The sequence below is a fragment of the Bacillus sp. GbtcB14 genome (genome assembly GCF_019091205.1).
Lineage (GTDB): Bacteria > Bacillota > Bacilli > Bacillales > Bacillaceae_G > Bacillus_A > Bacillus_A cereus_AG.
Genome location: NZ_JAGXJT010000009.1, coordinates 142,963 through 167,403, shown reverse-complemented (window position 1 = coordinate 167,403; position 24,441 = coordinate 142,963). Strand labels below are relative to the sequence as shown.

Genomic DNA, 24,441 nt, shown 5'->3' with positions numbered 1-24,441 from the left:
ATTAAAAAGAATCAAACTTTCCTAAAAGTTTAACCAAGTTAAGATCGCGAAATCAATTATATCGACGTTTCAACAAACTATATGTAACAGAAAACCGTCCCAAAATATTTATTGGGACGGCCTCTTCTTATTTATATATCCATTACTTCGCTAATTCATGAATTGCTTGCGCGTAAATTGCTGTTGCTTTTAATAAGTCTTCAATTTCAATGTACTCGTCTTTTTGATGCGCAAGTTCTTCTTTTCCAGGGAACAACGGACCAAACGCAACGCCAGCTTTCAATGAACGAGCGTAAGTACCGCCGCCGATTGCTAATAGCTCTGCTTTTTCTCCTGTTTGTTCTTCATATACGCGTTGCAACGTACGAATTAACACGTGATCTTTATCAACGTGATGCGGGCGAGAGTTTGAATAATCCGCCACTTTAAATCCATGATTACCAACGTATTCTTTTAACTTTGCAATCATTTCTTCAAAGTTAGTCGTAACCGGGTAACGTACATTTAATCCTAAATTACCACCATTCTTTTTTGTATAAGAAAGGCGACCAACATTCACTGTTAACGGACCGCTAATATCGTCTTTATAAGAAATACCAGCTTTCTCTCCTAAAATATCTCCTGTAAATGTTTCTGTCACAAACGATGCAAACGAAGCCCCTTGTCCATCAAGAGCAACTGTAGTTAAGAAGTTTGCCAGTAATAAACCTGCATTCTCACCCTTCTCTGGAGTAGATCCGTGAGCTGAAATCCCTTTGATTTGCAACGTCACCGTATTCCCTTCTACAATTGCTTCACCTATTTTTTTAGCAGTTTGTAAATACTCTTCATATGCTACTGTAAGTGCATTTACATCTTCTCCTGTAATAATCGCTTCTGCAAAATCAGGAACCATATTTAAACGACGACCTGATTCAAATGAAACAAGTTCATATGTACCGTTCTTCTCTTCACTACCACTTTGCACAACTTGTATATCAGAAATTCCTTTTTCTGCATTAATAATTGGAAAATCTGCGTCTGGCGCAAAGCCGATTGTTGGCATTTCTTCGTTTTTAAAGTAGTGATCTACACATTTCCAATTGCTTTCCTCATCTGTTCCTAAAATCATGCGAACGCGTTTTGAAAGAGGTAAACCTAATTCTTTCACAATTTTCATCGCATAATAAGCTGCCATCGTTGGGCCTTTATCGTCAATTGCACCACGCGCAAAAATCTTCCCATCTCGAATATCTGCACTATATGCCGGAGTCGTCCAGCCATCTCCTTCTGGTACAACATCAACGTGACAAAGAATACCTACTAACTCTTCTCCTTGTCCCATTTCAAGATGACCTGCATACCCTTCTAAATTTTTAGAAGCAAAACCTTCAGTTTCTCCTTTATGTAACATGAAAGATAAAGCTTTTTCTACACCTTCACCGAATGGTGCGCCCTCTTTCGCTGATTCTTCTTCCCATACACTTTTAATTTGTAAAAATTGTTGTGTATCACGAATTAAATCATCTTTTCGTTTTGCAACTTCTTCTGTCCAATTAATCGCTGACATCACGCATCCATCCTTCACTATATTGTTTCTTTCATCATAACAAACCGAAATCTCTTATGCCATATACGAAACTTAAATACCGAACAATTGTAATATTTCAGATATTTCCCATTAGTTTTTCTTTTATTTTTTCAAAAAATTTTGCAGGAATTTGGCGTTTTACGTAGAATTTTATGTGTTAGTTGACTGACCATATATAAAATGTCAACTACCAATATTTTTCTATATGAATATTTGTTAAACTTTTGTAAAATTTAAGTAGATTAAAGCATGAATTTTATCATGTAGAGTACAATGGTAGTAACGACCTTCTTTCCTGAATGGGGTCAAAAAAACTAGTAGAGGAGTGGTTTTCTCTTGAAACCTACAACTACTCGTATGCTAACACGCATTAAATCAATTTATATGTACATCAATGAAAACGGAACGGTAACGACGAAAGACCTTGTAGATGAGTTCGGGATCACACCGCGAACGATACAACGTGATCTAAATGTGTTGCAGTTTAATGAACTCGTGTATAGCCCTTGCCGCGGTAAGTGGACAACAACAGGAAAGAAAGTGAGAATGACCTCATAATGAAAAAATAATTGTATGTAAATAAATACATACCCCTTTCTAACTCATTAGAAAGGGGTCTTTTCTGCGCCAAAAACAGCACTATTTCTCAGTATCTACCTGATATGTTTTTAACATTTCTACTTCTTCATCTGATAGCTCACGGTATTGTCCAAGTTCTAGCTCTTCATCTAATACTAATGGTCCCATCTCTGTTCTCTTTAGGTAGACTACTTTTTTCCCTACCGCTTCAAACATACGCTTCACTTGATGGAACTTTCCTTCTGTAATCACAAGCTCGATTTCAGAAATCTCATCGCTTTTTAATATTGTAAGTGCACCTGGCTTTGTTTCATAGCCATCATCTAAAATAACACCTTTAGCAAACTCTTTTACATCCTCTTCTGTTACTACTCCTGCAACGTGTGCATAATATTTTTTCGGCACATGCTTTTTTGGAGATAACAATTGATGTGATAACTTCCCGTCATTTGTTATCAATAAGAAACCTTCCGTATCAATATCAAGTCGTCCAACTGGGAACGGATCAAAAATTGCATCTTCTAACTCTAATAAATCTATTACCGTTTCATGATTATCATCTTCTGTCGCTGAAATAACGCCTTGTGGTTTATGCAACATTAAATAAACAAACTCTTTATATTCCACAACTTCTCCGTGAATCATAACTTCTTGCTCTTCTACATTTACATGAACCTTCGCATCTTTCACTGGCGTTCCATCAATTTTTACAACGCCGTCTTTCAATAGTTTCTTTACTTCTTTTCTACTTCCATATCCCATATTTGCTAATAATTTATCTAATCTCACGTTTTTCACCTTCTTTGTTTATCATAGAAAAGGGGACGTAATTACGCCCCTTTTGATTTCAACTTTATTTTGAATCTATTGCCAAGTTTACGTTGGATTTTCTCTAACGCTTCTCCGCCAAATACTCGTTCAAGTACTCCTGTGCGAATTGCTAACAATCCGTACACAAGACCACCAATACCTGCACAAACCACAACTGTAATAAGAGCTCCCATTCGGCCATCAGACGAGATCATGAAGGACAGAATCCATTGTGATAACTTTACAGCAATGACCATTACAAGTGTTAATACTGCAATTTGGAAAGTTCTCTTATATACAACACCAAATGAATAGTGTACATGTTTTTTGATTTGTCGATTCGTATACCATACGGAAGCTAAGAATCCGACTGCTGTTGCTAAAATCGCTCCAACTGTACCGAAATAACGAATAAAGATTACGTTACATACGAATTTCAAAATAACACCCATAATAAGCGCGACAATCGCATGTTTTTGTTGATTGATTCCTTGCAGAATTGCTGCTGTTACTGTAAATAAAGCGAATAACAACGCAACCGGTGCATACCACATTAATACTTGTCCACCTAGTGGATCTGAGTCATAGAACGCAGTATAAATTGGATATGCAAGTGTTGAAATACCGACAACTGCTGGCAATGTTAAGAACATATTTGCCTGGAATGTTTGTGTAATTTGTAACTTTAAATAACGGTATTGTTTTTCAGTAAATGATTTTGTAATCGCTGGTACAAGCGTTAAACTAAACGCTGTTGCAAGTGATACAGGAATCATAATTAATTTATGCGTCCACATTGTGAAAATACCAAGTGCTCGCTCTGCGATATCACCTTGGCCAATCGCTTGCATAATTGAGTTAAATGTCAATGTATCAATTTGTTGATATAAAGGAATTGTTAACCCAATTACAACGTAAGGAATCGCATATGCAAATAATTCTTTAAATAATTGAACCGTACTCACTGTCGATTCTGGTACAGTTTGTTCAATTAAATATTGATCCAAATGTTTTTTACGTTTTAACCAGTACCAAATTAATACGCCGAGTGCTCCAACTGCTGAAACGAACGCAGCAAATGTCGCTACCCCAACCGCTGTTGCAACTGTACCGCCAAGTACTTTAATAACAATAAAACTACCCGCTAATAAAAAGACGATACGAATAATTTGTTCAATAATTTGCGAAACAGTAGTCGGTCCCATCGATTGGTGACCTTGGAAATAACCACGAATTAAACTCGCTGCTGGTACAACAATAAGTGCAAAACTTACAAGACGAATAATCGTCGTAACTTCTTCTACATTACTGTGTATACTTTGTTTACCAAGCATTGCTTCTGCAAACAGTGGCGCTGTCATGTATAGAACTAGGAACGAAAGAACTCCTGTTACTATCATCATAACCATTCCCGAGCGGAACATTCTCCGGCTCGTTTTATAATCGCCAAGCGCATTATATTTGGAAACAAATTTGGAAACAGCAAGCGGCACCCCTGCCGTTGCAATACTTAAAAAGATCGTATATGGAATGTATCCATATGTATAGAGCGTTCCGCCTTCTGTACCTACTAATGCATGAAATGGAAAGACGTAAATCATGCCTAAGAACTTTACTAAAAATGTCCCTAACGTAACAATAAGCGTTCCGCGCAGAAATTTCGAATCGGACATACAAAAATCCTCCTACATCTACATAAAGTGAAACTTTAATCAGTGTGGGTGTTCTTCCCCACTGATTATTAGTTGAACTATTCGACCATTTACGGGCTGCCAAACTCCCTTTTTATTTCTCTTACATCTTAAGGTTTTAGTCTCATTGCCCACAAATAGTAGGATAGTGCTGAACTCTAACTTTTGTATTGTACCACAATTCTCTCCTTAAGCAGTACTTCACTCTATTTTTCTTTTAAGGGAAAACATGCTATTCTTTTAGGCAGGAAATGTAGAAAATGAGGTCGATATATTATGCATTATGATGTTATTGTCATCGGCGGCGGGCCTTCTGGGCTAATGGCTGCAATCGGTGCTGCAGAAGAAGGCGCAAGTGTCTTGCTTCTTGATAAAGGAAATAAACTAGGGCGTAAACTTGCGATTTCTGGTGGTGGTCGTTGTAACGTAACGAACCGTCTACCACTTGATGAGATCGTTAAACATATACCAGGAAACGGCCGCTTCTTATACAGCGCTTTTTCTATTTTTAATAATGAAGATATTATTACATTCTTCGAAAATCTCGGTGTACAACTAAAAGAAGAGGATCATGGCCGCATGTTCCCTGTATCAAATAAAGCACAATCAGTAGTAGACGCACTTTTAACACGATTAAAAGACTTAGGTGTAAAAATCCGTACGAATACACCCGTTGAAACAATTGAATATGAGAACGGTCAAACGAAAGCAGTCGTACTACAAACTGGCGAAGTGTTAGAAACAAACCATGTCGTTATCGCTGTTGGCGGAAAATCTGTTCCTCAAACTGGATCTACTGGAGACGGATATGCTTGGGCTGAAAAAGCTGGGCATACAATTACAGAATTATTCCCAACAGAAGTACCAATCCTTTCAAACGAACCATTTATTCGTGATCGCTCCTTACAAGGTCTTGCTTTACGCGATGTAAATTTAAGCGTATTAAACCCGAAAGGAAAAGCAATCATTTCTCACAAAATGGACATGCTCTTTACTCATTTCGGTCTGTCTGGTCCTGCTGCTCTTCGCTGTAGTCAATTCGTTGTGAAAGCACTGAAAAAGTTTAAAACGAATACAGTACAAATGAGTATCGATGCATTGCCAGAAGAAAATAGTGAACAACTATTCCAGCGCATGCTGAAACAAATGAAAGAAGATCCGAAAAAAGGAATTAAAAACGTTTTAAAAGGTTATGTACCTGAACGTTACTTCCTATTCTTATTAGAAAAAAATGAAATTGACGGTAGTGAACAAGCTGGACAAGTTTCTCACGAGAAGATTCGTGCACTTGTGAAAGACTTTAAAGAGTTTACTGTGAATGTAAATGGTACGCAGTCAATTGAAAAAGCATTCGTTACTGGCGGCGGTGTATCCGTTAAAGAAATTAACCCGAAAGAAATGTCTTCTAAATTCACGAACGGCGTATATTTCTGCGGAGAAGTTCTTGATATTCACGGTTATACTGGCGGCTATAACATTACATCTGCGCTTGTTACTGGTCGAATTGCCGGAACGACAGCTGGGGAAAACGCGAAAATGCAATACTAGAAAAGAAACAGGGATTCCTGTTTCTTTTTTTATAGGTATATGAAATTATATAAGCGATTTAACAACATATATCAGTGATTCCTCAAATATATTGACTTACCGACAATAAGCGACAAATATACGCTCCTCCTGACTTCCCATTGCTTTTTTGTTGCTTTATATACCTTAGTACCTTTATATTTTATATTGTTGAATATTTAAAAAAGGGTAAGGGGAAAAAATATGAGAAAAAAAGTCATGATGTCTTTAATGCTAATGACGTTTCTTTCTGCGGTAGAAGGAACGATTGTTAGTACAGCAATCCCTCGTATAACGAGTGATTTGTCAGGCGTCGAACTTGTTAGTTGGGTATATGCAATTTATATGCTTGCAACAGCTGTTTCGACTCCAATATACGGAAAGTTAGCTGATTTATTCGGCCGTAAAAAAGTTTTACTTATCGGAGCTACAATCTTCTTAATCGGTTCTGCGCTTTGCGGAGTCGTTACATCAATGGAGCAATTAATCTTCTTCCGTGCTCTTCAAGGTATAGGTGCTGGTGCTGTTATGCCGATCACAATGACGATTATTGGAGACTTATATAGCGAAGCGAAAGACCGCGCGAAAGCACAAGGCTGGATGAGTGCCGTTTGGGGTGTATCTGGTGTTATCGGACCGTTAGTCGGTGGATTTTTAGTTGATTCTCTATCTTGGCGTTATATCTTCTTCTTAAACGTCCCATTTGGAATTATCGCTTGCTTAATGATCGCCATTTACTACAAAGAATCTATTAAACCCGCTAAACACCATATCGACTATCTTGGTGCAACAGTCTTCTCATTAAGTACGATCGCTCTACTATACGCGTTACTGACAGGTAGCAGTAAGCAAAACTGGGGAGACATAACAATTATCGGCCTATTAATCTTCGCCGTCGTTTCATTCATTATTTTCTTATTCATCGAGAAAAAATCTCCGGAACCATTAATTCCGCTAGCACTTTTCTCTAACCGTACATTATCTACGATAAATATACTAACTCTTATTGCTGGTGCAATGATTATTAGTATTACAATGTACCTTCCAATTTGGAGCCAAGGTGTATTAGGAAAAAATGCAACTGAAGCTGGACTTATTTTAATGCCAATTCCTGTTATGTGGACATTTGGCGCCATTTTCTCTGGTAACTTGGTAGGCAAATTAAAAACGAAACAAATCATTTTACTTGGAGCTAGCATTTTATCAGTAGCTACGTTCTTATTATTTACATTATCAACACATTCACCATCATTCCTTATTTATGTGGCAGTCGGATTATTCGGGTTAGGAATGGGGCTTGTGACACCGATTTACATGGTAACAATTCAAGCAGCCGTACCAGCGCATACACGCGGAACAGCCGTTGGTTTAAACACATTTATTAATACATTTAGCCAAACATTAGGTGCTGCAATCTTTGGCACAATCTTCAATACGATGATTCACGCACGTGGCATTAAAAACCTTGATCTCGTATCTGGTGGACACGGCAGTACTACAGCAAATATAGCAACCGAATCACAAGAGGCACTAGCAGCAAGTGTACACGTCATTTATATGAGTACTTTCGTATTAGCAGTATTTACATTAATTATCGCTTGGATTTTATTAAAACCAGCTACACAAACAAGTGAGCAATAATAAAGAGGATGACCATTTCGGTCATCCTCTTTTTATTCTTCATTCTCCACAATATGTTTCAGCATGGACAATTTATTATCCCAAAAACGTTCATAATACGAGAGCCACTGTTGTAATTCCTCTAATGGTTCTGGATGCAAACGATATATCTTCTCTCTTCCACTCTTTCTTCCGCTTACTAAATTCGCTTCTGAAAGAATATGAAGGTGTTTTACAACCGCAGTACGACTCATCGGAAAATGATCCGTTATTTTGGAAATCGGTAACTCTTTATCACTTAATAACCGTATTACTTCTCGGCGGGTTGGATCAGCAATTGCTTGAAATACATCATATTTCGCTGCTGATGAGGACACTTAACCTTCGACAACCTTTTTCAGTTTTTCATTTACAATCGCTACCCATCCACCGCTCATTCTATCGCGAATAATAGAGCTCTTCGCATTCGCTTTCGGAAGAATTTCATCAGGATGTTTCCAGCCGCCGTGAATTAACGTAAATTCTGTTTTATTATCTCCTAGGTCTTTCAGATTAAATGAAACGACCCAGCCATCTGTATCCCATGAGAAAGACAGGTGGTTTGGCTCATCGATTTCTAACACTTTACATGGTGATGGCCCAAATGGTGATTGCACATGAAATTCATGTCCTACCTCTAATTCGAAATCATTTGGCATAAACCATGATGCGATTCCATCTGCAGTTGATACTACATTCCATACTTTTTGAATAGATGCGTTGAAAACGATCGTTTGTTTAATATCATTTAATGTATTTTGTTGTTCCATTTTCATTCTCCTTTATTCGGCGTTCAAATATAACACCTTTTGGTTTCATTTAGATAATATAACACCTTTTAGTTTCACGTCAACGCTAATTCTTTTTTACTGTTGAGAAATTCTCAACATTTTTTCAACAGGACAAACACCCTCCGAGCATTTCCTCATAATATACTCACAAAGGCAACAAAAAATAAAAACTTCTCTCAACATGAAACTCCATCATTCATCTTGAAAGAAGAGCCTTACGTATATCATGCGTATTTCGTCTCTCCTCCTTCCCTCGGGGACACTACGCGAGATATGAAAAATCAGAAGGAATATGCCCACCATTTGAGTAGGTAGTTATTTCTCTTCTCCTCAACATTTCCTTAGGAGCGAAATGACTACCGACTCACTTTTTTCAAACAAAAATAAAAAGGGGATGAAAGCTATGTTCTATTGCATTAACTGCTCTGACATTCACCATGAAAAGCATCCGAATGATAAAGTATTCAAAAACGGTTTTTATATCGATCCATTTTTAGGTGATCGTTATCACCTTGGTATGTGTACAGATGCCCAAAACCATGAAACAGGGGCGCCTCTTTTAGCGACAAAGAAATTAGGCACAACTCAATCTATTATGAACGTATTACCGACACATGTTGTCCCAACATAAAACATAAAAAAGAGCTGGCTCACCCAGCTCTTTTTTATGCTTTATAAACGATCATTGCTGAAAAACAATAAATTTGGTTTTCGTCATCGTTAATGGAAACACCGACTTGGTACTTAATATCTACAAAGTTACTATCATCAATCTTTTTCAAAAAAACATTTACAGCGTCTTCTAAGTCTTTTTCGTGACTTTCATCAAACACTTTTACACGAATCATGTTAACACCATCCTAGATCGCAGCCCTCCGCCGCTTGATTATTGCCACGGTGCGTATCTATGATGCGATAAAATTTTCCGTTTTCATATATATATCCGTCTTCTAACACATATTGTTTACTTTCAGTATAGACATAAAACTTACCTATCATAAATTTACTCGTATATAATTCCAAATAATCCGGTCTAAATTTAGCTACCACTTTATTTGTAATATCAATTTTTATTGTGCGCCCCACCTTCTCTCCCTCCTTTGCAAAGAACGGATTTAGGTATATTGTATTAGCGATTTTACATTTTATGCTTAAAAATAAGTGGATATGCCTTCTTTCTTCACCTGTACTATTTTTCTAAAAAATCATCAATAAGTGAGCGCAAAAAAAATACAAATAAAAAAGAGTTTTTACTTATTGACTAGAACATTAATATTATGGTATTATATAAAATTTGACATTTTTATACACTTATGCTATCATTAAAGATGATTACCACATATGGAGGTGGATGATTTGTTTCAAATTGGTGATAAAATCGTTTATCCAATGAACGGCGCAGGAGTCATCGAAGCCATTGAAGAGAAAGAAATATTAGGAACAATACGTCAATATTGTGTGATACGTATCATCAGTAAAGATATGCAAGTAATGCTTCCAATGGATCAATTACAAAAATCAGGTATTCGTTATATCGTAGATAAAGGTACGTTAGATGGTATACTTCTTGACTTTCAAAACGGGGAATCAGACACATCACTTTCCTGGAAACAAAGATATACAATGAATATGGAAAAAATGAAAAACGGCAATCTGCAAGATAGCGCAGAAGTCGTTCGCGATTTACTTCGCCGTAATAAAGAGAGAGCATTAAATGCGAGCGAAAAACAAATGCTAGATAATGCACGTAAAATGATGATTAGCGAAGTTGCTCTCGTACAAAATGTTTCTGAACATCAAGCAACAGAATTTCTTCAAGATACAATTAATCACTAAATTTAAAATAGCTGGCCGCTATTTTTTTTTGTAAAAAAAGGACGAAGAGCTTTATCTCTTCGTCCTTTTATATTACCCACGCCCCGCTTGAAACGATGGATATAACGTCATTCCACCATCTGCAAATAACGTAATTCCAGTTACATAACTCGCCTCTGAGGAAGCGAGCCACGTTGCGACTGCTGCAATTTCTTCCGGTTTTCCAATGTAGCCCATCGGTATCATACTTTCTACGTCGGCACGTTTTTTAGAATCCGCAAACTTCTCTGCATTAATTGGCGTATTTATTGCACCTGGCCCAATATTATTTACGCGAATGCCTTTTGGTGCGTATTCTAGCGCTAACGTTTCTGTCATCAGTTTAATGCCTCCCTTACTAGCTGCATAGTGCACAAATAGCGGCCACGGGATTTTCTCGTGAACACTCGACATATTAATGACAGAACCTTTAATATCATGTTCTACAAAATATTTAATCGCTTCTCGGCTGCCTAAAAAAGCACCTGTTAAATTTGTATGGATTACTTTATTCCAATCTTCTAGCGGCATTTCATGCGATGGTACCGCATTTTCTATCCCTGCATTATTAATCATAACGTCAAGCGTACCAAACTCTTTCACAGCAGATTGAATGAGGTTCACAACGTCAGATTCAACCGTCACATCACCTTTTACAGCAATCGCTTCGCCGCCTACTTTTTTAATTTCTTCTAATACATCATGTGCTTCTGACTCTCGTGAGCGATAGTTAATCACTACTTTTGCTTTCTCCTTAGCAAACCGTACTCCCATCGCTCTTCCAAGACCAGTTGCTGATCCTGTAATAACGACAACTTTTCCTGCTAAATCACTATACATTTCCATACCTCCTTTAACTTTTTGCAACACCTAACATTATTCCAGCTGCGATAATAAAAACGATACCGACAACAATCCCCGTTAATTGGCGTTTCGTTTTTCTTTCACCTAATATAAGAATCCCGCCAAGCGTTGAAATAATAATTCCCATTTGTGATAGCGAGAAACTTGTTGCCACTCCAACACGCGGCTGCGAAATAAATAAAAACATATTTCCAGCTGCCCAAATTAGTCCTGGAATAATATTTCGTATCGCATATTTATTAAATGGATGATGTTTAAAAGTAAGCAAAATGCCCCCTAACACCATACCAACTGCTTGTGGCAATAAAGCTGACCAACCATCGACATTAAATAGTCTAATCACTACTACATAAATCAAATAACCGACTGTTGAAATCAATAAAATGATAATGCCCCTTTTAAAATTCCCCGCCTGCTCTGCACTCTTTTCTTCTTCACTTTGAAGTGATGTTAAAATAACACCGATAATAATACAAACGAGAGCCAAAACGCCAAGGACGACTGATATTGTCGTGGACCACTCATGAAATACGATGACTCCAAATAAAGTCGTCGCAACTAATTGAAGTCCTGTTGAAATGGGCATCGTTCTCGAAACACCCATTAAATCAATACTTTTTAATTGATTCGCCTGACCAAGTGCCCAAAATAAACCTGACACAATTCCAACTCCGATAATAGTAGGAGTCAATACGGGCTTCATAAAAATATAAACAACAATTGAGAAAATAAGTGCACCAAACGTTGTACCGAGCGTTTGACTATACGGTCCTCCCCCCAGTTTCACGTTAAATAGCACAATACTTCCCCAAAATATAGCCGGTAAAATCGCTAAAAGTATGTCCATCGCTCATTACCTTTCTTTACTAAATTTCATATGCTATCACTCTAAATCATTAGAGTGAGCTTTTATCTTTTCTTTTTCTCGTTCACAAACCTTTTCTGTAATAGCACCAGGAACATTCTTTTCTCGTTCCACCTTCTTTATCTTTACGTGGTCTAAATGATCTTCCAAAGTAAGTGTAACTTTATCATTCGGCGGATTATGCGCACCTTGGAACGTAAGAAATTGTAGCGTAATTTCAAATCTAGGAACGAACTCATCTTTCTTGCCGAGACGCTTTATATTTATAACGGAAGCACATTCATATTGATCTTCTGTCACTTGTCTAATAACTGAATAGTACCTATTCGATAATGCACTCTCTAACAGCTGTTCCTTTGATTCTTTCGCGAAAGAATTGCTTGGAGAAGAGAAAAAGACCGAACATATCATTGTAATAACTACACATATTTTTTTCATAATACCCTCCTTGTTCTATAAATTAGTGTTCGCAAAACTGCCATAAAAAAACGACTTTCCCTATGTAGGAAAGTCGTTTTAATGAATCCAATATTAACCACCGCTCACCGGTGGGATTAGTGCAACAACATCACCAGATTGGACCCTATCATCTTCATTTGCGTACTCTTCATTAATCGCAACCATAATTGGTTCTGTCACTGGTACATTATATTTTTTAGCAACAACATCTTTTAACTCTGCAACCGTAATATTTTCTTTCTCGATTTGTAATTCACTTGTTCCTGCTTCCTCTTGCAAGTGCGCAAATAATAATACTCGAATCATACTTACAGCTCCTTCCCAGGCTCTCCTGCGGAATATGGCGTTTTTTCTAATTGATCACCAATCCATGAATCCCCATCTTCCCAAAACTCTTTTTTCCAAATCGGAACAATTTGTTTTATGCGTTCCATAATATATTCGTTCGCCTCATAAGCCGCTTTACGGTGCGGCGTTGAAACAGCAACAACAACCGCGATATCAGAAATTTGCAGTGTACCAGTGCGATGTGTAATCGCAACATATGTACCTGGCCACTTCTCTTTCACTTCTGATCCAATTTTCTGTAGCATCTTTTCTGCCATCGTCTTATAAGCTACATACTCTAAGTATAGTGTACGACGCCCTTTCGTAAACTCCCTAACTGTTCCAATAAATGTCGTGACAGCACCGCATTCACGGCGAACCACTTTCTTTGCCACCTCTTCAATCGAGATTTCTGTATCAATTACCTCATAATACGTATTTATCATTTTGCACCCCTAACCGTTTGTAAAAACCAGTCTATATACAATTTTTCTTCTGTTATATGAAATACTTTATATTCTTCTCGTACATTTGACGGAGCATCATACCATGTAATAACCGCCGCTATATTTTCTACTTTATGTAAAAGTTCAGCGTCTTCCGCAGAACGAAGTAACACTATTTTGGGATATTTCTCAGCTTTATAGCCCTCTATTAAAATTGTATCCACTTCAAAAAATTTGTACAAGCGGATAATTTCTTGCAAGGACCATTCCTCTCTTAATGACGATAGTGAAAGTAATCCAGCGCCTTCTACACTACTTACGACAGCACCGGCTTTTCGGTGCCTTTCACTATCTTTTTGCGCTACTTCTGGAAAACCTCCGTGCCCGTGATGTTTAATGGTAGCAACTTTCATTTTTCGTTCAGCTAATGCATACACAATTTTCTCAACGAGCGTTGTTTTCCCGCTATTTTGATACCCTACTATTTGTAAGATTGAAGGGGCTTTGCCCATGGCCAATCACATCCCTCGTCGTGCTCTAACAATAATACAGATACTTTCATCCCTGCCTCAAATCCTCTCGTTCCTCCAGGCAATACAATAAAAGCATTCGCATCCGCGAGTGAAGATACCGCACTCGATTTATCTAAACCGACTGGCATCGCTTGTAATGCCCCTTCCACGATTGTCACCTTTGCTCTTACAAAACGAGTAAATGGATTTGGCTTTGGAAAATCTTTTTGCAAAATAGCGTCAGCTCTATATACGTGAGGTCCCTTCGCATACAAATACGTTTTTATAATTGGATGCACAAATAATTCAAAGCCTACATAACAAGCGGATGGATTCCCTGACAAACCGAAAAGTAACTTTCCGTCAACTTCAGCTACTGTCGTTACACTTCCTGGTCTCATCGCTATTTTATTAAAGAGTACATTCGCCTGTAATCTTTCATAAATAGCTGGCAAGTAGTCATAATCTCCTACCGACACACCGCCTGTCGTAATTAAAATATCAACCTCATCCATCGCCGATTGAATAGCTGTAAAACATGCATCTAACTCGTCGGCAAGTTGGCCATAATAACGGACTTTCCCTCCGGCTTTCATAATTTGAGCTGCAATCATATACGAGTTACTATTTCTAATTTTCCCTGGCTGTAACGACTCATATACTTCTAACAATTCACTTCCTGTCGTCACAATACCAACAACAGGCTGTTTTACAACTTTCACAGTACTATATCCAAACGTCGCTAATAAGGCGGCAACACCTGGATTGATAGCAACGCCTTTCTTAACGAGAACTTGATTTCGTTTTATATCTTCCCCTTTAAATGACACATTGTCACCACTATTAAAAGGACGCTTTAACTTCATATATGTTTTTCCGTTCTTCTCAAAACCTTCCGTCAGTTCTAGCATTACGACTGCATTACAATCCTCTGGAATAGCTGCTCCCGTCATAATACGAACCGCTTTAAAAGGCCCTACTTCATTTAGAAAAACTGATCCCGCCCCGATTTCTCCTATTACTTCAAATTCAACTGAATTCTCTTGATTCGCTTCTTTCGTATCTTCTGCTCGAATTGCGAAACCATCGTAAGGAGAACGATCAAAATGAGGAACGTCATGATCAGAGACAACATCCTCCCCAAGAATTCTCCCGTAACTTTCCGTAATAGAAACCTCTTCTACTTCACCATTCTTCGCATATTCCATTACTCTCTCTACTGCCTCAGCAACTTGAATTGGAATTCGTTTTTCTACCATCGTTTCTCACCTCATATTTGCAATTTTTTTTATCTCGATTAAACTTTATATATTAAATAGAAATTACTTCAAGGAGGAATTCCATGTCTTCATTCACACACTTTAATGACCAAGGACGCGCGAAGATGGTTGATATAAGTGACAAAAAAGCAACCGTTCGAACAGCAATTGCGTGCTCTAGCATTGTCGTTACAAAAGAAATTTACGATAAAATCTCTCACAATGAAATTGGGAAAGGTGACGTACTAGCAGTTGCACAAATCGCAGGTATTATGGCTGCGAAACGCACTTCTGATATTATCCCAATGTGCCATCCTTTATTATTAAAAGGTGTTGACGTTTCTTTCGATTGGAAACAATCCGAAGAACAATATCGATTACTTATTGAAGTAAAAGTTAAAACAGAAGGTGGCACCGGTGTTGAAATGGAAGCTTTAACAGCTGCTTCCGCTACAGCTCTTACTGTGTACGATATGTGCAAAGCTGTTGATAAAGGTATGATTATTGGCGAAACGTATTTATTTGAAAAAACAGGTGGAAAAAGTGGAGATTATACGAGAAAGTCTTAATCTTCTCTCCGTTGAACCTAAAGGGCTCCCTTTAGGTTCAACCTATATATCTTGCATATAAACGTTTTGCTACATTTATATCATTCGTCCCATGAATAAAGGCCCTGCCATCTGTAAATAAAACAAAACGAAATTCCTCTACCGGAAATGATAATAAATACGGAGTAGCTTTTACATCCACACTTCTTTGTAAGCGCTTTTTAATTTCTTCTAAATTAAATCCATTCCGCACACCTGGACGGATTTGTACTGTATTTCGGCCACATAACACTTCTGTTTTCGTTTGTGCTTCAAATGTTAAACTCGGATATGTACGTAATCTTCCGCAAGATAAACATGTGTCTTTTTTCTGCCTATTCACTTTAAATGCCATCTGTTGATTATTCCAAAGATCAAACGATAACATCGTTTCGCGAAGCGCTCCATAGTCTTCTACTAATATTTTCAGCGCTTCCGTTATTTGATGTGCAACTACTAATTGCACTGCCGGCTGTATAATACCGGCCGTATCACATGTTGCCCCGCTCGCTGGATGTTCCATTAAACAGCGGAAACACGGTGTTTTTCCTGGTAAAATTGTATACGTTACTCCGTAACTTCCGACACAACCACCATATATCCACGGAATATTATACTTTTGTGAAATATCATTAATAAGAAGACGTGTTTCAAAATTATCTGTCGCATCTAATATTAAATCTACATCATTCACTAACTCTTCCATTTCTTGCACCGTTACATCAGTCACAATCGGATTTATTTCCACCTCAGAATTAATCGCTTGTAAATGCTCTGCTGCTGCTACCGCCTTTGGTTTATATTGCTTTGCATCTTCTTCTGTATATAATTGTTGCCTTTGTAAATTACTCCATTCTACATAATCACGATCCGCAATTGTTATTTTGCCAACACCTGCTCTAACAATTGCTTCTGCATTCGCTGCCCCGAGAGCACCAGCGCCGATAATAAGCACATGCTTCTCTCTAATTTTTCTCTGACCTTCTTCTCCAACACCAGAAAATAATATTTGTCTTGAATATCGCTCCTGCATACGATAGCCTCCTTTCTTATCCTCCTATATAAGACATTTCAATTTTCGGACGATTCTTTGCACTTTCTTCTGTCCGTTCATCCGAATACCTGTCTTTTCTATTCATCCATACATCTTGTATAACGCTTACCAACTCATCATCCGAAAGATTTCCTCTAAGAAGTTCCCTTACATCCAATCCTTCTGTCGCAAATAAGCAAGTATAAAACTTTCCATCTGCCGAAATTCTCGCTCTCGTACAAGAAGAACAAAATGACTCTGAAACAGAAGTAATAAAACCGACTTCGACATTTGTTCCAACGTAACGATATCGCTTCGCAACTTCACCGAAATAATGCGCTTCAGCTGGCTCAAGCGGATACACGCTATGAATCATCTCAATTAACTCTCGCTTTGTAACGACTTGATCAAAGTTCCATCCATTTGTACTACCAACATCCATAAACTCAATAAATCTAAGCGTGATTCCCTGCTCTTTAAAATACGCAGCCATCGGAAGTACTTGATGATCGTTCATCCCTTTTTTCACAACCATGTTGACCTTTATATCAAGCCCTGCCTCTTTTGCAGCCATAATTCCCTTTATAACAGGTTTCGTATTTATATTCCGGCCATTAATGCCCTTAAATACATCATCTTCTATTGCATCTAAACTAACATTTACTCTATGTAATCCAGCTTCTTTTAATGCTTTTGCTTGTTTCGTTAAATGAATCGCATTTGTCGTTAATCCTATATCTACTAACCCGTCAATTTTCACGAGACGTGCAATAAGTTTCGTTAAATCTTTACGAAGCAGTGGTTCGCCACCAGTAAGTCTAATTTTTCGTACACCGATGCTAACAAATAGTTTTGCCAAACGCTCAATTTCATCAAACGTCATTAAAAACTCATCTTTCAAAAAAGCATAATCTGGCCCAAATACTTCCGCCGGCATACAATATGTACATCTAAAATTGCAACGATCAATGACAGATATGCGCAAATCTTGAAGTGGGCGTCCAAAAAAATCTGTAACCATCTCCTGCATCGCCACCCTCCCTTTCTGCCAAATTTCTCTCTTTTCATTCTATTATAATATATTTTCGAACTGCGATGTTTTTGCTCAAGGGAATAAAGTGAAACTTTCCTAACCAATTAGACTACCTACAAATAACGAGATAAAAACCTTGAAGCGTAAAAGCCCAAGGTTTTCTTCTTATTAGCTTAATCTAATAATAGTTAAAGTAGCTCCTGGTGTCGTCGTAGATAATGTAGCTATTGCAACTAATCCAAATAACTGCAGACTAATAGCAGCTCCCGCAGGCAAATTAGCAATTATTGGTGCGCTAAATGAACCAGTAGCCACTGTCGGAGCATTTATCGTTCCCGCAAGCGGACTACCGTTTACAGTTATACGAGAACTTACAAGTAACCCTGCCGTTAGATTAATTGTGTAAGCTATATAATAATTCCCTGCATTCGTAACTGTAAATACAGTATTTCCTCCGCTAACAGTAATTCCTGGACCAATATTTTGATTGTTCGGTAACGGTACATTTGTCCCGCCTAATAAAACGGAAATAGCGGTTCCTGATGTATTATTCGCAAATGCATACGTTGCAGTTGTACTAACTCCGGTCACACCCGTTGCTCCTGTGGCGCCAGTTGCCCCAGCTCCCGTTGGGCCTGTTGGACCTTGGATTCCTTGTGAACCTGTTGGACCCGTATCACCGGTTGGACCTTGTGAACCGGTTGCTCCAGTGGCTCCCGTTGGACCTTGGACTCCTTGCGGGCCTTGAATTCCTTGCGGACCGGTCGCTCCTGTTGCTCCCGTGACTCCCGTTGGACCTTGTATTCCTTGTGGGCCTTGCGCTCCTGTTGCACCCGTGTTCCCCGTTGGGCCTTGTGGGCCTTGCAATCCTTGCACACCTTGTGGACCGGTTGGACCTATGTCACCTTGAACACCTTGTATTCCAGTCGGGCCTTGTGGACCGGTCGGACCTTGCAATCCTTGTATCCCTTGAATTCCCTGTGGACCTTGTGCTCCGGTTGCTCCTGTCGCACCTTGTATTCCTTGCGGGCCTTGAGCTCCTTGAATACCTTGTGGGCCTGTTGGGCCTTGAATTCCTTGTAATCCTTGAATTCCTTGCGGGCCTTGAGCTCCAGTCGCTCCCGTTACTCCTTGAATTCCTTGCGGACCTTGTATCCCTTGTGGGCCGGTTGGACCAATATCCCCTTGCACCCCTTGTATTCCTTGTGGACCTTGTAACCCTGTCACTCCTGTTGCTCCCGTTTGCCCCGTTGCTCCAGTCACTCCGGTATCTCCTGTCGCCCCGGTTGCACCTGTTGCCCCGATTGCACCTGTTGCTCCGGTCGGTCCAGGTGGTCCTCCTGATGGACCTGTTATCCCTGTTGGACCTGATGGACCTGTTGGGCCAGTCGGTCCGGCGGGTCCTCCTGACGGACCCGTGACACCTGTTGCTCCGGTTACTCCTGTTGGGCCTGTAGTTCCTTCCCCTGTCGCTCCAGTTGCACCCGTATCTCCTGTTGCTCCGGTTGGACCTTGGACTCCTTGAATTCCCTGTGGCCCCTGCACTCCTTGCGCACCCGTCGGTCCTTGTATTCCTTGAATACCTTGAACTCCCTGTGCTCCCATTGGACCTGTTGGACCTACGTCACCTTGCACTCCTTGAACCCCTTGTGGCCCCTCTGGACCTGTTGCTCCTATATTCCCTTGAACACCTTGAATTCCAGTTGCTCCTTGTGCTCCGGTTGCTCCTGTTACACCTTGAATCCCTTGTATTCCCTGTATTCCTTGCTGGCCTTCTGGTCCTGTCGCTCCTACTGGCCCTTGTATTCCCTGTATTCCTTGCTGCCCCTCTGGACCTGTTGCTCCAACTGGTCCTGGCACTCCTTGTATTCCTTGCGGACCCTGAAGTCCTTCTGGACCTTCTGGACCTGTTGGTCCTATCTCACCCATCGGACCTTGTATCCCTTGAACTCCTTGCGGGCCCGTTGCTCCTGATGGACCCGGTACTCCTTGTATACCTTGTGGACCTTGATCTCCGGTTGCTCCTGTTACACCTTGAGGCCCTATAGCCCCCTGTATGCCTTGCGGACCTTGATCACCAGTTGCCCCCATGATCCCTTGAATCCCCTGAACTCCCTGTATTCCTTGTTCACCAGTGACACCAGTCGGACCAGGAATACCTTGAATACCTTGCGGACCTTCTGGGCCCGTTGGTCCAATTGGCCCTTGAACCCCTTGTATTCCTTGTAATCCTTGTGCTCCTGTTACCCCTGTGCTTCCAGTCGGACCTGTATTTCCCGTTTCTCCAGTTGCACCTGTACTTCCTGTTACCCCTGTATTTCCCGTCGCACCAGTACTTCCACTCGGTCCACCACCTGGACCTGTTGCACCAGTTGGCCCCGTCGGACCAGGAGGTCCTCCAGATGGGCCCGTTACCCCTGTTGGACCTGTTATTCCAGCAGGACCCGTTGTCCCCTGACCAGTCGCTCCGGTTGGACCAGTACTTCCACTCGCTCCTTGTAAGCCTTGTATCCCTTGCGCTCCTTGTATTCCTTGTGGACCTGTTGCTCCTGGTACTCCTTGCACACCTTGAATTCCTTGTGGCCCCTCAGGTCCAGTAGCCCCAATCGGACCTTGTAACCCTTGTATTCCCTGTATCCCTTGTGCTCCAGTCGCTCCAGTTGGACCAATCGGCCCCTGTAACCCTTGCACCCCTTGAGGTCCTGTCGCTCCAGTTTCTCCTTGTGGCCCCCTCAATCCTTGTGGGCCCTGCTGTCCTTCTGGTCCTGTTGCACCCATTTGTCCAGCTGGGCCTTGAATCCCTTGAACACCTTGAGGTCCTGTCGGGCCCATCTCCCCCATCGGACCTTGAAATCCCCTTGGTCCTTGTGGGCCAGTCGGGCCTTGTGGACCGGTTGGCCCAGTGATTCCGATGCCAGTAAATCCCGTTGGAACGGGAGGAAAGGTAGGTCCAATAAGATTTGGTGGAATTCTGAAATTAGAGTTTAATGAATTTTTTTTATCACGCTCTTTCACACTTTCACCACCTATATACCTCTTTTTACTTTAAACAAACCTTTTCTTAATATGTATTTACAAAAATAATCTCCAAGACTATTTTTTATTGTAAATAATAAAAACCCCCTTAATTTCTTAAGGGAGTCCAGCAACTGAATCCATATTATCTGTATTAGGGACAGCTTGCATAGTACTCGATACATTTGCACTTTGCCCCATATTTGTTCCCGTTACAGTACCAGCAGGAGTACCTCGCGTATATGTTGTCGTCACTGAATCTCCTGGCTGCAAGCAAAGCTTCGTCTCCGTTCCTATTACTGTAACAACATCAATCCAAGTACACCCCACTGAACCACTATACGATTTCGAAGCAGTAAATGACGTATCACTCAAATTATCACCGGTAAATATATTCCCAGTGTTATTCACAATAACAAACTCTTTTATATGAGCAGGCATAATCACACGCTACCTTTCCTCTATGAACCTAATGTACGTGTACTCGTTGCTAATGGCGGTAGAAAGACTGATGTTCGAATCACCACTTCTGGCTGCCGTTTCCCATTTAAAAAAACAGCCGCACTCGATCCTCCAGCACCCGCATAAGCTTTCGATACAGCAAAAGGTGCGATATTATAACAGTCGCCAACATTAACAGCTCCTGTATTATTAATAATTTTTACTTTCCGCATGTTAATCCCCATTTACCTATCCCCCTTTTTTATACTGTATGCAAAAGAAAAAAACTTGAAACAAACACGTTTCAAGTTTTTTAAGCTACTTATTTCGTTTCACCTTCATATTGAAGCATACCGCCAACCATGTTCATTGTTTTAAATCCTTGCTCATTTAAATAATGGCATACATTTTCACTACGCATTCCCGAGCGACAAATAAAGATATATTCATTCTCTTTATCAAAGAAATCTACTTTATTCGGAATATCACCCATTTTAATATGTACAGCTTCTGGAATTTTCCCTGCTGCTACTTCTTCATCTTCCCTTACGTCTACTAAAAATAACGTTTCTCCATTTTCTAAACGCTCTTGCACTTCTTCTGTAGTAATTGTTTTAACTTCTGTCATATGTCGTTCCTCCTTATATACAATAAAACCTTTAGTCTCTTCCTTAAAAAAGCATGTCTAATCAATTTTAGCATGCGAAAGAAAGAACGCAAAGAACGGAAAATTTATTTCTCAATTTTCCCGCAAAACTTATTCTTTACAAACATAACTCGTGCATTGTATCCTCAATATACTTGTTTTATGAAAGGAGCCAATGAAAATGACACTTTTTCTTTTCATTACGGGCATCATTTTCTTAATCGCTGCAATTATTGCTCTTAGTATGAAAAATAATAAAAAGATAAAATCGCCACAAGAAATATCCTTCTTATTTCTATTACTTAGTATAGCGTTCTTCGGTATAGCAATTGCCACATATATTTTCCGCCTACAAATCATGTAAAAAAAGGTGCCTACTACATTCATTGCACCTTTTTCACATCATTTATTTTCTACACAAAGCTAGATACTTTCCGATTTAAAAATTCATAAACTTTCTTTTCAAATAAATGAATATCCAATGCTCCCGCCATATGTCCATTTATACTTTCTATCTCATACACTTCCGCATATTTCCCTTGTTTTTGCAAAATGTCTACCATTTTATAATTATAACGTGACGGCTGAAGCAAATCTTGTTTGCACGGAATCATAAGTACATTCGCTTCTATGTTAGCAAGAGCATCTTCTAAAGATGAAAATCCATGCGCAATATCATGTAATAAAACTGCTTTCGCAGTGTACATCCACGAATTTGCATCTACTAACTCTATACTTCTATATGTCACTTTATTTATTTCTTTCTCAAATGATGTTAATGTAAACACATTTTCATAAGGGTCTACTTCTATACTATTACGAGGAAATGTTGTTTCATAAAAATGCTCATCAAACGCGTTCATAAACATCATTCTATTCGCTAAATGAAGTCCCTTCATTGGCTGCTCTTCTCCATATTTTCCACCCTTCCAACTTGGATCCAGTTGAATGGCCTCAATTGCATTTTGCGCTACATTTACCGACGTAATAATTGGATTTTGCGGGTTCGTAATAACGCCAATCATCCGCTCTACCATATGAGGATAATGAACAGCCCATTGCTGCGCAATCATCCCGCCAGCTGACGGTCCAATTACAGCATGTAGCCTTGCGATTCCCATATCTTTTATTAACTCATATTGCATACGAGCTACATCGAGAAATGTAAAAACTGGAAAATCCATCGCATATTCATCTCCAGTTTTCGGATGAATCGATTTCGGTCCCGTTGTAATTACATAAGGGTTCTTCACCTGCACATTACAAAGATTATCAGTGCATATAACATAGTATTTATTTGTATCAATTGCTTTTCCCGGTCCAATTAAACCATCCCACCAGCCAGACTCCTCATCATGCGCTGTATATTTTCCTGCCGCGTGACTCGTTGCACTAAAATAATGGCATACCAAAATCGCATTTGACCTTTCTCTATTTAAAGTACCATACGTTTCATACCCCATTTGAACAGGAATTTCCCTACCATTTTCAAATGTAAACTCCTTTAAAATAAACTTCTCTTTTTTTACAATTTGCACAGACTCGCCTCTCCCCGTTTTAGTATGAACTACTTACTACATGTTTTTTTCTATACAAACCAATCTCCTTCTTCTTTTCATAAATAAATGAATAATATACAAAATTAGCCACAAAATAGCACTATATTACACAATTAAAGAGGGCATACATATGATTTGGAATTGGCTACGTAAGAAAAAAAAATCAAATACAACAGAAAAAAACGAAACAGATAACTCGGATCAGAATCAACAACAAAACTCTAAGCAAAACGACTCGGATCAGAATCAACGACAAAATTCTAAACAAGACAACTCGGATCAGAATCAACAACAAAATTCTAAACAAAACGACTCGGATCAGAATCAACAACAAAACTCTAAGCAAAACGACTCGGATCAGAATCAACGACAAAATTCTAAACATGACAACTCGGATCAGAATCAACAACAAAATTCTAAACATGACAACTCGGATCAGAATCAACAACAAAATTCTAAACAAAACGACTCGGATCAGAATCAACAACAAAATTCTGAACAAAACAACTCGGATCAGGATAAACAGCAACGCTCTAAACAAGATAACTCGGCCCAAGATCAACAACAAAACTCTCAACAAAGTAACTCGGATCAAGATCAGCAGCAAAACTCTAAACAAGATAACTCGGATCAAGATCAGCAGCAAAAATCTAAACAAAGTAACTCGGATCAAGATCAGCAGCAAAACTCTAAACAAAGTAACTCGGATCAAGATCAGCGGCAAAAATCTAAACAAAGTAACTCGGATCAAGATCAGCAGCAAAACTCTAAACAAAGTAACTCGGATCAAGATCAGCGGCAAAAATCTAAACAAAGTAACTCGGATCAAGATCAGCAGCAAAACTCTAAACAAAGTAACTCGGATCAAGATCAGC

At 39.3% G+C, this 24,441-nt stretch carries 28 protein-coding genes and 1 pseudogene; 8 read left to right on the top strand and 21 right to left on the bottom strand.

Annotation, left to right across the window (positions count from 1 at the left end; translation table 11 throughout):
• Window positions 1-142: 142 nt before the first annotated feature.
• On the bottom strand, window positions 143-1,549 hold the full coding sequence (pepV, locus tag KVT31_RS23325) for a dipeptidase PepV (RefSeq protein WP_088098043.1): 1,407 nt from the start codon (window positions 1,547-1,549) through the stop codon (window positions 143-145).
• A 357-nt stretch (window positions 1,550-1,906) separates the two neighbouring features.
• Between pepV and KVT31_RS23320 the strand changes: the two genes are divergently transcribed.
• Window positions 1,907-2,128 carry a DeoR family transcriptional regulator gene (locus tag KVT31_RS23320; RefSeq protein WP_000805512.1) on the top strand — a complete coding sequence of 74 codons (222 nt, stop codon included), beginning with the start codon at window positions 1,907-1,909 and terminating at the stop codon, window positions 2,126-2,128.
• Window positions 2,129-2,209: 81 nt separating this feature from the next.
• Here KVT31_RS23320 and KVT31_RS23315 read toward each other — a convergent pair whose 3' ends face one another.
• Window positions 2,210-2,938, bottom strand: a complete 729-nt coding sequence (locus KVT31_RS23315) for a pseudouridine synthase (RefSeq protein ID WP_001234944.1) — start codon at window positions 2,936-2,938, stop codon at window positions 2,210-2,212.
• A 41-nt stretch (window positions 2,939-2,979) separates the two neighbouring features.
• On the bottom strand, window positions 2,980-4,632 hold the full coding sequence (locus tag KVT31_RS23310) for a putative polysaccharide biosynthesis protein (protein ID WP_088098044.1): 1,653 nt from the start codon (window positions 4,630-4,632) through the stop codon (window positions 2,980-2,982).
• A 294-nt stretch (window positions 4,633-4,926) separates the two neighbouring features.
• On the opposite strand from KVT31_RS23310, the gene KVT31_RS23305 reads away from it, so the two are divergent.
• Together KVT31_RS23305 and KVT31_RS23300 are read left to right on the top strand one after the other, a co-directional pair.
• On the top strand, window positions 4,927-6,198 hold the full coding sequence (locus tag KVT31_RS23305) for a BaiN/RdsA family NAD(P)/FAD-dependent oxidoreductase (RefSeq protein ID WP_088098045.1): 1,272 nt from the start codon (window positions 4,927-4,929) through the stop codon (window positions 6,196-6,198).
• 222 nt (window positions 6,199-6,420) lie between these two features.
• Window positions 6,421-7,857: an MDR family MFS transporter gene (locus KVT31_RS23300; RefSeq protein WP_088098046.1), complete on the top strand. Its 1,437-nt coding sequence runs from the start codon at window positions 6,421-6,423 to the stop codon at window positions 7,855-7,857.
• Between the two features lie 32 nt (window positions 7,858-7,889).
• Here KVT31_RS23300 and KVT31_RS23295 read toward each other — a convergent pair whose 3' ends face one another.
• Window positions 7,890-8,213 (bottom strand): ArsR/SmtB family transcription factor, encoded by a 324-nt coding sequence (locus tag KVT31_RS23295; protein ID WP_000098837.1) that lies wholly within the window; start codon window positions 8,211-8,213, stop codon window positions 7,890-7,892.
• The gene (locus tag KVT31_RS23290; RefSeq protein ID WP_088098047.1) at window positions 8,214-8,645 is read right to left on the bottom strand and encodes an SRPBCC family protein; all 432 of its coding nucleotides are present in this window, start codon (window positions 8,643-8,645) and stop codon (window positions 8,214-8,216) included.
• A 424-nt stretch (window positions 8,646-9,069) separates the two neighbouring features.
• Here KVT31_RS23290 and KVT31_RS23285 point away from each other — a divergent pair, with 424 nt between their 5' ends.
• Window positions 9,070-9,297 (top strand): DUF3973 domain-containing protein, encoded by a 228-nt coding sequence (locus tag KVT31_RS23285; protein ID WP_000498994.1) that lies wholly within the window; start codon window positions 9,070-9,072, stop codon window positions 9,295-9,297.
• Between the two features lie 34 nt (window positions 9,298-9,331).
• On the opposite strand, the gene KVT31_RS23280 is transcribed toward KVT31_RS23285, so the two are convergent.
• Both KVT31_RS23280 and KVT31_RS23275 read right to left on the bottom strand, forming a co-directional pair.
• Window positions 9,332-9,514, bottom strand: coding sequence for a sporulation protein Cse60 (locus KVT31_RS23280; protein WP_000621751.1), 183 nt, complete (start codon window positions 9,512-9,514; stop codon window positions 9,332-9,334).
• Between the two features lies 1 nt (window position 9,515).
• Window positions 9,516-9,752: a DUF2553 family protein gene (locus tag KVT31_RS23275; protein ID WP_088098049.1), complete on the bottom strand. Its 237-nt coding sequence runs from the start codon at window positions 9,750-9,752 to the stop codon at window positions 9,516-9,518.
• 255 nt (window positions 9,753-10,007) lie between these two features.
• Here KVT31_RS23275 and KVT31_RS23270 point away from each other — a divergent pair, with 255 nt between their 5' ends.
• A complete protein-coding gene (locus KVT31_RS23270; protein WP_061676805.1) occupies window positions 10,008-10,502 on the top strand; it encodes a CarD family transcriptional regulator in 495 nt (164 codons plus the stop codon).
• 72 nt (window positions 10,503-10,574) lie between these two features.
• On the opposite strand, the gene KVT31_RS23265 is transcribed toward KVT31_RS23270, so the two are convergent.
• The 7 genes from KVT31_RS23265 to moeA all read right to left on the bottom strand — a co-directional run bounded on the left by KVT31_RS23265 (window position 10,575) and on the right by moeA (window position 15,252).
• Window positions 10,575-11,360, bottom strand: coding sequence for a glucose 1-dehydrogenase (locus KVT31_RS23265; protein ID WP_088098050.1), 786 nt, complete (start codon window positions 11,358-11,360; stop codon window positions 10,575-10,577).
• A gap of 13 nt (window positions 11,361-11,373) precedes the next feature.
• A complete protein-coding gene (gene glcU, locus KVT31_RS23260) occupies window positions 11,374-12,231 on the bottom strand; it encodes a glucose uptake protein GlcU (RefSeq protein WP_088098051.1) in 858 nt (285 codons plus the stop codon).
• A 36-nt stretch (window positions 12,232-12,267) separates the two neighbouring features.
• Window positions 12,268-12,687 (bottom strand): DUF3888 domain-containing protein, encoded by a 420-nt coding sequence (locus tag KVT31_RS23255; protein WP_088098052.1) that lies wholly within the window; start codon window positions 12,685-12,687, stop codon window positions 12,268-12,270.
• A gap of 93 nt (window positions 12,688-12,780) precedes the next feature.
• The gene (moaD, locus tag KVT31_RS23250) at window positions 12,781-13,014 is read right to left on the bottom strand and encodes a molybdopterin converting factor subunit 1 (protein ID WP_088098053.1); all 234 of its coding nucleotides are present in this window, start codon (window positions 13,012-13,014) and stop codon (window positions 12,781-12,783) included.
• A 2-nt stretch (window positions 13,015-13,016) separates the two neighbouring features.
• Window positions 13,017-13,481, bottom strand: a complete 465-nt coding sequence (gene moaE, locus KVT31_RS23245) for a molybdopterin synthase catalytic subunit MoaE (RefSeq protein ID WP_088098054.1) — start codon at window positions 13,479-13,481, stop codon at window positions 13,017-13,019.
• Entirely contained in the window at window positions 13,478-13,999 is a 522-nt protein-coding gene (gene mobB, locus KVT31_RS23240; RefSeq protein ID WP_140392570.1) for a molybdopterin-guanine dinucleotide biosynthesis protein B, read from the bottom strand. Before mobB ends, moaE begins: the two co-directional genes overlap by 4 nt.
• Window positions 13,963-15,252 carry a molybdopterin molybdotransferase MoeA gene (gene moeA, locus KVT31_RS23235; RefSeq protein ID WP_088098056.1) on the bottom strand — a complete coding sequence of 430 codons (1,290 nt, stop codon included), beginning with the start codon at window positions 15,250-15,252 and terminating at the stop codon, window positions 13,963-13,965. The genes mobB and moeA overlap by 37 nt, the downstream gene beginning before the upstream one ends.
• A gap of 83 nt (window positions 15,253-15,335) precedes the next feature.
• Here moeA and moaC point away from each other — a divergent pair, with 83 nt between their 5' ends.
• On the top strand, window positions 15,336-15,821 hold the full coding sequence (moaC, locus tag KVT31_RS23230; protein WP_088098057.1) for a cyclic pyranopterin monophosphate synthase MoaC: 486 nt from the start codon (window positions 15,336-15,338) through the stop codon (window positions 15,819-15,821).
• Between the two features lie 37 nt (window positions 15,822-15,858).
• Here the strand turns inward: moaC and KVT31_RS23225 are convergent, their stop codons facing one another.
• The 6 genes from KVT31_RS23225 to KVT31_RS23200 form a co-directional block, all read right to left on the bottom strand.
• Complete coding sequence (locus KVT31_RS23225; RefSeq protein WP_088098058.1) at window positions 15,859-16,872, bottom strand: molybdopterin-synthase adenylyltransferase MoeB; 1,014 nt, start codon at window positions 16,870-16,872, stop codon at window positions 15,859-15,861.
• Window positions 16,873-16,888: 16 nt separating this feature from the next.
• A complete protein-coding gene (gene moaA, locus KVT31_RS23220; protein WP_088098059.1) occupies window positions 16,889-17,902 on the bottom strand; it encodes a GTP 3',8-cyclase MoaA in 1,014 nt (337 codons plus the stop codon).
• A gap of 171 nt (window positions 17,903-18,073) precedes the next feature.
• On the bottom strand, window positions 18,074-20,920 hold the full coding sequence (locus tag KVT31_RS23215; protein ID WP_088098060.1) for a BclA-related collagen-like exosporium protein: 2,847 nt from the start codon (window positions 20,918-20,920) through the stop codon (window positions 18,074-18,076).
• A 117-nt stretch (window positions 20,921-21,037) separates the two neighbouring features.
• The gene (locus KVT31_RS23210; protein WP_088098061.1) at window positions 21,038-21,361 is read right to left on the bottom strand and encodes a hypothetical protein; all 324 of its coding nucleotides are present in this window, start codon (window positions 21,359-21,361) and stop codon (window positions 21,038-21,040) included.
• Between the two features lie 20 nt (window positions 21,362-21,381).
• The gene (locus KVT31_RS23205) at window positions 21,382-21,606 is read right to left on the bottom strand and encodes a spore germination protein (RefSeq protein ID WP_088098062.1); all 225 of its coding nucleotides are present in this window, start codon (window positions 21,604-21,606) and stop codon (window positions 21,382-21,384) included.
• Between the two features lie 77 nt (window positions 21,607-21,683).
• Window positions 21,684-21,989 carry a rhodanese-like domain-containing protein gene (locus tag KVT31_RS23200; RefSeq protein WP_000141210.1) on the bottom strand — a complete coding sequence of 102 codons (306 nt, stop codon included), beginning with the start codon at window positions 21,987-21,989 and terminating at the stop codon, window positions 21,684-21,686.
• A 199-nt stretch (window positions 21,990-22,188) separates the two neighbouring features.
• Between KVT31_RS23200 and KVT31_RS23195 the strand changes: the two genes are divergently transcribed.
• Window positions 22,189-22,371, top strand: coding sequence for a hypothetical protein (locus KVT31_RS23195; protein WP_016085879.1), 183 nt, complete (start codon window positions 22,189-22,191; stop codon window positions 22,369-22,371).
• 49 nt (window positions 22,372-22,420) lie between these two features.
• Here KVT31_RS23195 and KVT31_RS23190 read toward each other — a convergent pair whose 3' ends face one another.
• A complete protein-coding gene (locus tag KVT31_RS23190; RefSeq protein ID WP_088098063.1) occupies window positions 22,421-23,545 on the bottom strand; it encodes a homoserine O-acetyltransferase family protein in 1,125 nt (374 codons plus the stop codon).
• Between the two features lie 151 nt (window positions 23,546-23,696).
• Here KVT31_RS23190 and KVT31_RS23185 point away from each other — a divergent pair.
• Window positions 23,697-24,441, top strand: a pseudogene (locus KVT31_RS23185) (spore germination protein); the annotation flags it as partial.

Bases quoted from the DNA above. Each gene is read 5' to 3' on its own strand.
- KVT31_RS23270 (WP_061676805.1), top strand. From the start codon at position 10,008: ATGGAGGTGGATGATTTGTTTCAAATTGGTGATAAAATCGTTTATCCA.
- KVT31_RS23265 (WP_088098050.1), bottom strand. From the start codon at position 11,360: ATGTATAGTGATTTAGCAGGAAAAGTTGTCGTTATTACAGGATCAGCA.
- KVT31_RS23205 (WP_088098062.1), bottom strand. From the start codon at position 21,606: ATGGGGATTAACATGCGGAAAGTAAAAATTATTAATAATACAGGAGCT.
- moaE (WP_088098054.1), bottom strand. From the start codon at position 13,481: ATGATAAATACGTATTATGAGGTAATTGATACAGAAATCTCGATTGAA.
- moaD (WP_088098053.1), bottom strand. From the start codon at position 13,014: ATGATTCGAGTATTATTATTTGCGCACTTGCAAGAGGAAGCAGGAACA.
- pepV (WP_088098043.1), bottom strand. From the start codon at position 1,549: ATGTCAGCGATTAATTGGACAGAAGAAGTTGCAAAACGAAAAGATGAT.
- glcU (WP_088098051.1), bottom strand. From the start codon at position 12,231: ATGGACATACTTTTAGCGATTTTACCGGCTATATTTTGGGGAAGTATT.
- KVT31_RS23305 (WP_088098045.1), top strand. From the start codon at position 4,927: ATGCATTATGATGTTATTGTCATCGGCGGCGGGCCTTCTGGGCTAATG.
- KVT31_RS23255 (WP_088098052.1), bottom strand. From the start codon at position 12,687: ATGAAAAAAATATGTGTAGTTATTACAATGATATGTTCGGTCTTTTTC.
- KVT31_RS23210 (WP_088098061.1), bottom strand. From the start codon at position 21,361: ATGCCTGCTCATATAAAAGAGTTTGTTATTGTGAATAACACTGGGAAT.
- KVT31_RS23200 (WP_000141210.1), bottom strand. From the start codon at position 21,989: ATGACAGAAGTTAAAACAATTACTACAGAAGAAGTGCAAGAGCGTTTA.
- moeA (WP_088098056.1), bottom strand. From the start codon at position 15,252: ATGGTAGAAAAACGAATTCCAATTCAAGTTGCTGAGGCAGTAGAGAGA.
- moaA (WP_088098059.1), bottom strand. From the start codon at position 17,902: ATGCAGGAGATGGTTACAGATTTTTTTGGACGCCCACTTCAAGATTTG.
- KVT31_RS23300 (WP_088098046.1), top strand. From the start codon at position 6,421: ATGAGAAAAAAAGTCATGATGTCTTTAATGCTAATGACGTTTCTTTCT.
- KVT31_RS23280 (WP_000621751.1), bottom strand. From the start codon at position 9,514: ATGATTCGTGTAAAAGTGTTTGATGAAAGTCACGAAAAAGACTTAGAA.
- moaC (WP_088098057.1), top strand. From the start codon at position 15,336: ATGTCTTCATTCACACACTTTAATGACCAAGGACGCGCGAAGATGGTT.
- KVT31_RS23195 (WP_016085879.1), top strand. From the start codon at position 22,189: ATGACACTTTTTCTTTTCATTACGGGCATCATTTTCTTAATCGCTGCA.
- KVT31_RS23285 (WP_000498994.1), top strand. From the start codon at position 9,070: ATGTTCTATTGCATTAACTGCTCTGACATTCACCATGAAAAGCATCCG.
- KVT31_RS23290 (WP_088098047.1), bottom strand. From the start codon at position 8,645: ATGGAACAACAAAATACATTAAATGATATTAAACAAACGATCGTTTTC.
- KVT31_RS23225 (WP_088098058.1), bottom strand. From the start codon at position 16,872: ATGCAGGAGCGATATTCAAGACAAATATTATTTTCTGGTGTTGGAGAA.
- KVT31_RS23310 (WP_088098044.1), bottom strand. From the start codon at position 4,632: ATGTCCGATTCGAAATTTCTGCGCGGAACGCTTATTGTTACGTTAGGG.